General features: G+C 36.0%; 9 protein-coding genes and 1 pseudogene. 3 read left to right on the top strand and 7 right to left on the bottom strand.

Annotation, left to right across the window (positions count from 1 at the left end; genetic code table 11):
- From VKY47_RS08765 to VKY47_RS08735, 7 genes are all read right to left on the bottom strand, one after another.
- A partial coding sequence (locus tag VKY47_RS08765) for an ABC transporter permease (RefSeq protein ID WP_324312083.1) occupies positions 1–449 on the bottom strand: 449 nt, incomplete at its 3' end.
- 12 nt (positions 450–461) lie between these two features.
- Entirely contained in the window at positions 462–1,205 is a 744-nt protein-coding gene (locus tag VKY47_RS08760; RefSeq protein WP_414731219.1) for an ABC transporter ATP-binding protein, read from the bottom strand.
- A gap of 4 nt (positions 1,206–1,209) precedes the next feature.
- Positions 1,210–2,421, bottom strand: coding sequence for an efflux RND transporter periplasmic adaptor subunit (locus VKY47_RS08755; protein WP_324312081.1), 1,212 nt, complete (start codon positions 2,419–2,421; stop codon positions 1,210–1,212).
- A gap of 167 nt (positions 2,422–2,588) precedes the next feature.
- Positions 2,589–3,041, bottom strand: coding sequence for a hypothetical protein (locus tag VKY47_RS08750; RefSeq protein ID WP_324312079.1), 453 nt, complete (start codon positions 3,039–3,041; stop codon positions 2,589–2,591).
- Between the two features lie 20 nt (positions 3,042–3,061).
- Positions 3,062–3,301 carry a biotin/lipoyl-containing protein gene (locus tag VKY47_RS08745; protein WP_324312077.1) on the bottom strand — a complete coding sequence of 80 codons (240 nt, stop codon included), beginning with the start codon at positions 3,299–3,301 and terminating at the stop codon, positions 3,062–3,064.
- 2 nt (positions 3,302–3,303) lie between these two features.
- Positions 3,304–4,326 (bottom strand): alpha-ketoacid dehydrogenase subunit beta, encoded by a 1,023-nt coding sequence (locus tag VKY47_RS08740; RefSeq protein ID WP_324312075.1) that lies wholly within the window; start codon positions 4,324–4,326, stop codon positions 3,304–3,306.
- 38 nt (positions 4,327–4,364) lie between these two features.
- Entirely contained in the window at positions 4,365–5,354 is a 990-nt protein-coding gene (locus VKY47_RS08735; protein ID WP_324312074.1) for a thiamine pyrophosphate-dependent dehydrogenase E1 component subunit alpha, read from the bottom strand.
- 121 nt (positions 5,355–5,475) lie between these two features.
- Here VKY47_RS08735 and VKY47_RS08730 point away from each other — a divergent pair, with 121 nt between their 5' ends.
- The 3 genes and pseudogenes from VKY47_RS08730 to VKY47_RS08720 form a co-directional block, all read left to right on the top strand.
- Positions 5,476–6,348 (top strand): universal stress protein, encoded by an 873-nt coding sequence (locus tag VKY47_RS08730; RefSeq protein WP_324312072.1) that lies wholly within the window; start codon positions 5,476–5,478, stop codon positions 6,346–6,348.
- 607 nt (positions 6,349–6,955) lie between these two features.
- Positions 6,956–7,984, top strand: coding sequence for a L,D-transpeptidase (locus VKY47_RS08725; protein ID WP_324312071.1), 1,029 nt, complete (start codon positions 6,956–6,958; stop codon positions 7,982–7,984).
- A gap of 442 nt (positions 7,985–8,426) precedes the next feature.
- A pseudogene (locus VKY47_RS08720) lies at positions 8,427–8,857 on the top strand (Arm DNA-binding domain-containing protein); the annotation flags it as partial.

The following is an 8,857-nucleotide window of genomic DNA, read 5'->3' as shown; positions in this document are numbered from 1 at the left end:
GCCCTTTTTACATCTTCTTCAGTAAAAAAATTACCCAGATTTAAGTCTCTACTAGTGATATCAAAATAATCCTCGGATACACCATAAACCGTTGTAGCTTTATATCCATCTGGTCCAATAGCCTGTGCTCCTATTGCTACCATTGGTGATATTTTTAACATCCAAACCGAATTTTTTTGTAAAATGTTAAGATCCTTATCGTCAATTGGCCGCCCCATTCTCACATCGATACCTGCTTTGTGCTCAGATTTTGTTCTTATCATTAATAAGTTCGTTCCTAACCCCGATATTTGGTTCTGAACTTGTAAGGTAGCCCCTTCCCCTGCCGAAATAGTCATTATAACTGCCGCTACACCAATAATAATACCCAACATAGTAAGAACGCTACGGGTTCTATTTTTGTTGATTGCCTGAAAAGCAACTTTGAATATTTTTAAGAATTGGTTCATGTACCTGTATTATCAACTGGTTAATTCTAAATCCTTTAAGGCACTTTCCTTTGTGCTACGATTTTTGATGATTTCATCGGTTAAAATGCGACCGTCTCTCATATAGACCATCCTTTTGGCGAACTGTGCAATCTCAGGCTCATGGGTGATCATTAAAATTGTTTTTCCTTCATTATTGAGGCGTACAAACAAATCGGCTATATCAATACTGGCTTTACTGTCTAGATTTCCTGTAGCCTCATCAGATAAAATAAGAGCAGGATCATTTACCAAAGCTCGGGCAATGGCCACACGTTGTTGTTGCCCACCGGAAAGTTCATTGGTTTTATGGTGAATACGATCTTCTAAACCTACCTGCCTCAGTGCTTGTATAGCAAGTTCTTTGGAATTTGAAAATCTCCCCGTTCTATCATACACAAGTGGTAATTCTACATTTTCTAATGCCGATGTACGTGAGAGGAGATTATAACTTTGGAAAATAAATCCGATTTTTTGGTTTCTGATATCTGCCAATTGGTTCTTATTCAAATTATTTACATGTACTCCATCTAAAAAATAATCCCCGGAAGTGGGCTTATCAAGACAACCCAAAATATTCAAAAAGGTAGATTTGCCTGAACCTGACGCCCCCATAATTGCAACGAATTCCCCTTCTTCTATAGTTAGATCAACGTCAGTAAGTGCATGTACTTCTATATCGCCATTTTTAAATACACGACTAACTTTTTTGGTTTCTATAACTTTCTTAATAGGCATCTTATTATTTTGATTTAATACCATTGATAACCTTAATGCCTTCCATTAATTCGGAACCGTCGAGAAACCGTATGATCTCCGACTGCAAACCTGTCTTAATTCCAATTTCAATAAACTTGAAGTTTAATTCTCCATTTTCATTTTGAAAGAAGAATCCATTTACGTTTGAAGGCAGATTATTCTTAAAACTAGCTGACGTATAAATAGCGTCACTGCTAATAGCAGTAAGAAATCTTTGCTTCAGCGTATCGGGCAACCTTTTAGCTTTTTCTTCCAAAATCGGCTTAATTTCTTTCAACATGGCCTCATTGGGCCTAAAACGTAGTGCCGAATTATTAATAAGCAGTACGTTTTTAGCAGTAGCTGTTATAAATTCAAGATTAGCCGTCATCCCAGGTAATAACAACCCTCTTTGATTATCAACATCTACTACTACCTGATAATTGACCACATTATTTATCTCAATTGGCTGTAAACGAATTTGACTTACATTACCATAGAATTCTTTCTCAGGATAGGTCTGCACTCTAAAACGTACTTGCATACTATCTTTTATATATCCTATATCACTTTCATCTACATCTGCGAGAATTTGCATTTTTGAAAGATCCTCAGCTATTATAAACATGGTAGGGGTTGAAAAGGAAGCTGCTACAGTTTGCCCTTCCTCTACGCTTCTCTCGGTTATTGTTCCGTTAATTGGCGATTTAATATGTGCATATCCCATATTGACTATGGTATTTTGAACAGATGCAATTGCAGCTTCCTTTGCACTAAGGGATTGGTCGTAGGTATATTTTGAGGTGAGATATTCCTTTTCAGAAATGACATTTTTTTCGAATAAAATCTTATTTCTATCATATAGATCTTTAGCCTGATTCAATTGCGCCACACTTACTGCTAGATTTGCCCGTGCATTGCTCAAAGTAGCATTCAGTAATTTTAAATCCATTTCTGCCAAAAGTTGACCCGCTTTTACCTTGTCGTTGTAGTCCACATAGATTTTATCGATGGTACCCGATATTTGGGTACCTACTTCCACAGTATTAATAGCCTCTACAGTACCTGTACTGGATACGTCAGATTCTATATTCCCTTTTTCCAAGGTCGTATAGGTATAGTTCAGCTTTTGGTTTGATAGTTTTGGTTTAATGATAAAATAGCCCGCAAAAGCTATAATTATAGCACCGAGCAATATCCACTTCGACTTTTTCATTTTTATATTTATTATTCTTTTCCTATTAATAATTGATAATTGTAGAAAGCAGATTTATAAATTGATTTGGCCTCTAACAAACTTAATCGATCTTAACTCCGTGGCTGTGCTACCAGTACCCATGGCATCTGGAAAAAAATATAAAGCGCTATTTAAAAAAACAAAAGCTATTTGCTCATTATCTTGTCCATAAATTTCTCACTATCAATTACTTGTTCAGTGATTGTAAGAATATCCTTTCTATTCTGTCGGACGATTTTACGAAAATTAGTGAGGTCATCCTCAAGGGTTCCGTGTTCGGATCTAAACAAATGAGAATCATACCTAAAGGGGTCGTCAATTAATTCCGCCAAATGAGTTAAATGAATGTCTATTCTATTCAAAAGTGAAGCACATTGTTTATCGGCTTCCATGAGGTTAACTTCAGCTTCTCTCACTACATCAATATTCTCTTTCTTTGTTATCCATATGAAATACTTATCGATAAGATGGCGCAAAAACTTCAAATCATCTGCATAAAACAATATATCAGATTTCCAATGCTCTGTAAGTAAATAAAGGTCTTGCCATTCCGCCTCAAATATATATAGCCCTGCGGGTCTGTATCTAAAATCGCTCATACTATTGTTTGATTTATCAATTAATTTGCTGTAGCGATAACTTGGCCCACCTTAGCTGTTTCCCCTCGTTTCACTTTTATTTCTTTCAAGATTCCAGCAAAAGGCGCTGGTACTTCAAACGCCACTTTTTCGGTTTGTACTTCTACCAATGTTTCTCCTTCTTCAAAAGTATCCCCGGGTTCTTTGTACCACATGATAATTGAACTTTCTGTTCCTTCTCCCAGTTCTTCAGGAAGGACAATATTTCTTAAATTGTCCATAACTATGCTGTCATTAATTTTTTTACTGAATTTACAATATCCTGCGAATCAGGAATTACAAATTTTTCCATCACACGGCTATAAGGAATTGGTACGTCTGGAATTGCCAAACGAATCACAGGGGCTTTTAAATATTGATATCCTTCTGAAGCGACAATGGCACTAATTTCAGCTGTAATTCCGTAAGAATAGTAATCTTCATCTACCACAACTAACTTACCGGTTTTCGCAACCGATTTCAGAATGGTTGCTTTATCGATAGGCTTGATAGACCGCAAATCAATCACTTCGGCATCTATTCCCATTTTGGCTAATTCAGAAGCAGCTTTTAAGGCTTCAACCGTCATCATTTGTGCGCCTACTATGGTAACATCGGTTCCTTGCCTTACAACATTAGCCTTATCTAATGGTATGGTATACGCTTCTTCGGGTACCGGTCCAAGAGATGCTTCTATTTGATCCATCCATCCCAATCCTTGCAATGTTTTATGAAACATAAAGACTACGGGATTATCATCTCTTATAGCTGAAATCAGCATTCCTTTAATATCCTTCGGAAAGGTGGGCGCAACTACTTTTAAACCTGGCAAATGCCCAAAACTTGCATATAATGTTTGGGAGTGTTGCGCGGCATCGCTATACCCACCGCCAACTGCTGTTAACAGTACTATAGGCAACTTAACCTGGCCACCACTCATATAGTGAATTTTGGCAATGTGATTGTAAATTTGATCCATTACCACCCCGTGAAAATCTACAAACATTAATTCTACAATAGGTCGTAATCCTTCTGCAGCGGCACCAACGGCTGCCCCTATAAATCCTGTTTCAGAAATAGGAGTATCCATTATTCTTTCAGCACCGAATGTATCAAACAATCCAGTCGTCGATCCAAATATTCCTCCATACTTTCCTATGTCCTCCCCCATTATGAAAATAGTTTCATCGCGATTCATTTCCTGCTCTAAAGCTTGAATCATTGCTTTACTGCCTGTTAGTTTTTTTATTTTTTCTGTTGTTTCCATTTTAAATCATTTTAAGGTTTGAGAAATTGAAAGAGACACTAGCAAAAAACATCTTCCAATGCGGCTTCAGGATTTGGATATTCACTCTGTATTGCAAATTGGTAAGCAGCATCTACTTCTTGAAATATTTCACGCTCAAGACTGTCTAATGCTTCACTTGTAATCATGTTTTCATCTATTAAATGCGCTTTCAGTCGCTCAATTGGGTCTTTAGCTCTTAAACCGGCCACCTCATCTTTTGGTCGATATAACTCCGGATCGCCTTGAAAATGTCCTAAAAAACGATAAGTTTCTATTTCTATAATGGAAGGCCCTTCTCCTTTTCTGGCTCTTTCAACTGCTTCCTTACTTACTTTGTACATTTCTAATGGATCATTATCTTTTACATGATAACCCTTGATGCCATAGGCAGATGCTCGCAAATCGTTCGATGCTACACTGGTAGATTTTTTTTCAGACACGGAAATTCCCCAACCGTTATCTTCAACGACCAGCACAAAGGGTAATTTCCATAAAGCCGCCAGATTCAATGATTCGTGAAAGGCTCCCGAGTTGGCAGCACCTTCACCAATAAAGGCAACAGCAACCCAATCGGTTCCTTTCTTTTTGTTAGCCAAAGCAGCACCAACGGCGTGCGGAATACCGCCTCCTACAATACCACCGCAAGAAAATTTTACTTTAGGGTCAAACAAATGCATATGTCCTCCCTTTCCTTTACCCAGCCCCGTTTTTTTACCATAAATTTCTGCCGTCATTTTTTTAAGGTCAACACCTTTTGCAATGGCTTGGTGGTGCGGGCGGTGTGTTGCCGAAACGGTATCGTCTTGTGTGAGATGGACAATCATACCTGCCGCAGCTGGTTCCTGACCATTAGATAAGTGCATCTCTCCTGGCACAGGCCCAGCGCCAATGTTAAATATGGGCTGCTTACCTTCCAAATATGCTTTTTCCATTCTTTCCTCATAGTATCGAGAGGTCTTCATAGCCCGATACATCCAAAGAAGATCCTTTTTGTTTATAGATTCCATAATATTATTTTTTTAAAATGTAAATGTACCCTAGCGGTAAATTGCATCAAATGACCCAGGTCATTTGATGCCCACTATTGAATGTATAATTTTGATTTATAATTGAAATGACAACTGTCTTATGAGAACAATCCTTTACGCCACAGATTATTCAGAAAACTCCAAATTAGCTTTAAAATATGCTCATAGCATGAGCACAAAAATGGAAGCCAAATTGGTGGTGGTTCATGTTTTTGATTATCCCACGTTGTTAGACGATTTAAGCTTTAAAGCTGAAGACCCATTTCCAGATATTGAAGGCGATGCTTTCAAAAAGCACAACGTGAAACTTAAAGCGTTTTGCGAAAATGTCTTAAAAAAAGATGCGGCAGAATTAAACTTTGAAATAAAACCTATTGAGAGCAAATCTATTGTTAATGGTATAATTGAAAAAGCCAATGCTATTGATGCCTTTATAATTATTATAGGAATTAACGGTATGAGTGCAATACGGGAAATTATTATGGGCAGTATTGCTAAAAATCTTATTAAAAAAAGTTTTTGTCCAGTGTTAGCTGTTCCAGGCGATTCAGTAGATACAAAAATTGAGACAATACTATATGCTTCTGATTTTGAAGAGGAAGATATTGGCGCCATCAATGTATTGGTAGAAATCGCAAAACCCTATAATGCGAAAATTAAAATTGTACATGTATTTCCACTAGAAGAGGCTGTTGAAAAAGGCCAAAAGAAAAACATTGAAGATAAGATCAATAACTTTATTGACTATCCTAATCTTGAATTGGTTATTTTATATTCAGACGATGCTTTTAATACCTTGCGGGTGTACTTTGGAAACGCTAACGCAGACCTCATTGCGATGCTTGAACGAAAAAGTGATGTCTATCATTCCAATTTGCTCCATCGCGATTTAGTTAAGCGAATGGAATCTTATGGTAAAATACCGCTACTAAGTTTTAATGCGAAAAATTATGGAATATTCCATTTAAAATAAAATATGAACTTAAAAACAGAAAATGGCCAGACGTATTTTTAGTATTATAATTGTATTAGCGATCGCTTTAGGTATCTTACTTTTCATTACGAAAGAATCATATTCCAAAAGCTTTTTGCTCATTGTTTCAACGCTTATTTTTTTGGTATTGAGTTTTGGAATTCACGGATTAATTGCGCACTCCTTGCGTCCACCAACTTCCAAAGCAGGGCTGATTACTTTTCCACTTTTGATGTGGGTGCTTTGGGCTATTTTATTTTTATTATTTGTTTTCTTTATTATTCCAATTTATTGTCCAGATTTTTTGATTGATATTTGATTTAGAAAATTATTCTTTTTGATAATATCTCTTCATCTTAATTTCACGAAAATTACATTCCTGTTTTGAATATATAAATCCAGATAGTAAAATCTAAGGATGAAATTATAAAATAAAATAAATAGTGTTGCTAAGAAAAATTGACAAACAAGCGATGAGCCTTCAAATTCAGAACTTATGTATTTGGAGTATTCAATAAGACTCTGATAGGCCAATTTAGAATCATAGATAGATACCTAAATGAAGATGAATACTCATATCTTTCTTAAAAAATAATAAATTAAACAGATGAAAAATATTTTATTTTTTGTTCTCCCCTTTTTAGTTGTAAGCTGCATAAATAGTAATAAAGTAAATAGTAAAGAAAGTAATCCAAATGAGAAGAAAGAGTTTCCAATTGCCACTATAGAACAAGATGAAAAAACTTTACCTATTGAAATAGTCATTAATAAAAACGTGCCTATTCACTCCTATTTTAAATGGATGGACAGTATTGTTGCAGCACATAATCAAACCTACAAATACCCGATTGATGAATATATTATTGTGCACCACAACAATTGGATTTTGGATACTCTGGCACATACGGACTATTATTACTTAATGGATAAAGGGATTTTTAATGAAGATTCAAAATCCTTGATAGCTTTGCAAAAAGATCAGATTTTATTTATTCCAGATTCTATACAGACGCAGAAACTAAAAACACAGTTAAGCAATACTTATTTAGATTTGAATATTCCGGAATTTAGGCTACGCATAATTCAAGAAGGTAAAGAAATTTATAAGTTTCCTGTGAGGGTCGGAAAAAACAACAAAAGGTATTTGGCTATGGCCAAAAGAGAGGTAGATATGAGAACAATGCCAGGAATAGGTGAGATAATACGGGTAAATAAAAACCCAATATTTATGAACCCCGTAAATAACCATAAATATAAAAAAACCTATCGAGATGATGGAATATTAACCGCTTTACCCGCTATTCCGTGGATAGAACCTGCTATAAATGGTCGTAGTATAGGCCAACTTATCCATCCTACGACAAACAAAGCAACTTTAGAAAAAGCTTCTTCTAATGGCTGTATTGGTTTGAGAGAATCTGATGCTTGGATTGTCTATTATTATGCCCCATTGGGGACAAAAGTTGTTTTTAGGTATGATTTACAAGGAAAAAATGATAAAGGGGAAGCTGTTCAATTTAAAAATATCTATCCTGGTTTTGAGAATATAAAAATAATCGAAGAATCTCGTGATACCGTTTTGAAACCCATTGATGCTACCTCAATCCATATATGTGATGTTATTGAGATCAATTAGTTTGACTTCAAAAAAAAAATGTGGGCAATTCTGAGAATTCGATCGTTTTGTTCTCTGAATTAAATTAAAAAAACCTCAAAACACTTGAAAATGTTAGAATTTTTAAAATAGGTGCGTAATTCGGTGCGTATAAAATACTGTCCGCTCCTCACCTACTGTAAACCCTACGTTTAAAAAAATATGGTTAGTTCCTCTTTCTCCGCCAAGAGATCAACAAATCTCACCAAAACCCGCTAAACACAATGTTTAGCGGGTTTTTTCATTTTCTACAATTGCAAAAAACAGCATCTAATATCAAATAAAAAGGGACTAATTCGGTGTCACTAAAACGTCCTACTAACTGACACCGAATGCGCGGCAAATAACTGTATATTAGTGCATTACAACTCAAGTGGTTTGTTTATTTTTTTGTACTTTCATAGCAAATTTAACTGACACCGCGATGAAAAATTCATTCTCACTTCTCTTCTACATCAAAAAAAGTAAGGCCGATGCTGCTGGTCGCGCCAACATTTACCTCCGGATAACTGTCAACGGCAAGCGCGCTGAGCTCAGTATTCAACGAAAAATACTCATAGAAAATTGGAATGCCCAAACCAGTATGGCCAGAGGCAATTCCCCAGAGTCCCAGGAGATCAATAGACACATTACTACGATTAAAAATAGAATGTACACTATAGAACAACGCCTGATCTCCGAGGAAAAACCATTTACCGCTACAGTGCTACGAGATATATATCTAGGGAAAGATTCCAATAGCAAGATGCTATTGGAAATTTTTGAAGAGCATAACAAGAAAGCTGAAAAATTGGTAGGTCAAGATTTTGCACCTGGTACAATAGAGCGATATAAAACGGCAAAGAAACATGTGTC

The organism is Xanthomarina sp. (assembly GCF_035306705.1).
GTDB lineage: Bacteria > Bacteroidota > Bacteroidia > Flavobacteriales > Flavobacteriaceae > Xanthomarina.
Note: the sequence above shows the minus strand (reverse complement) of the source record. Positions and strands in the feature narration are given on the sequence as shown.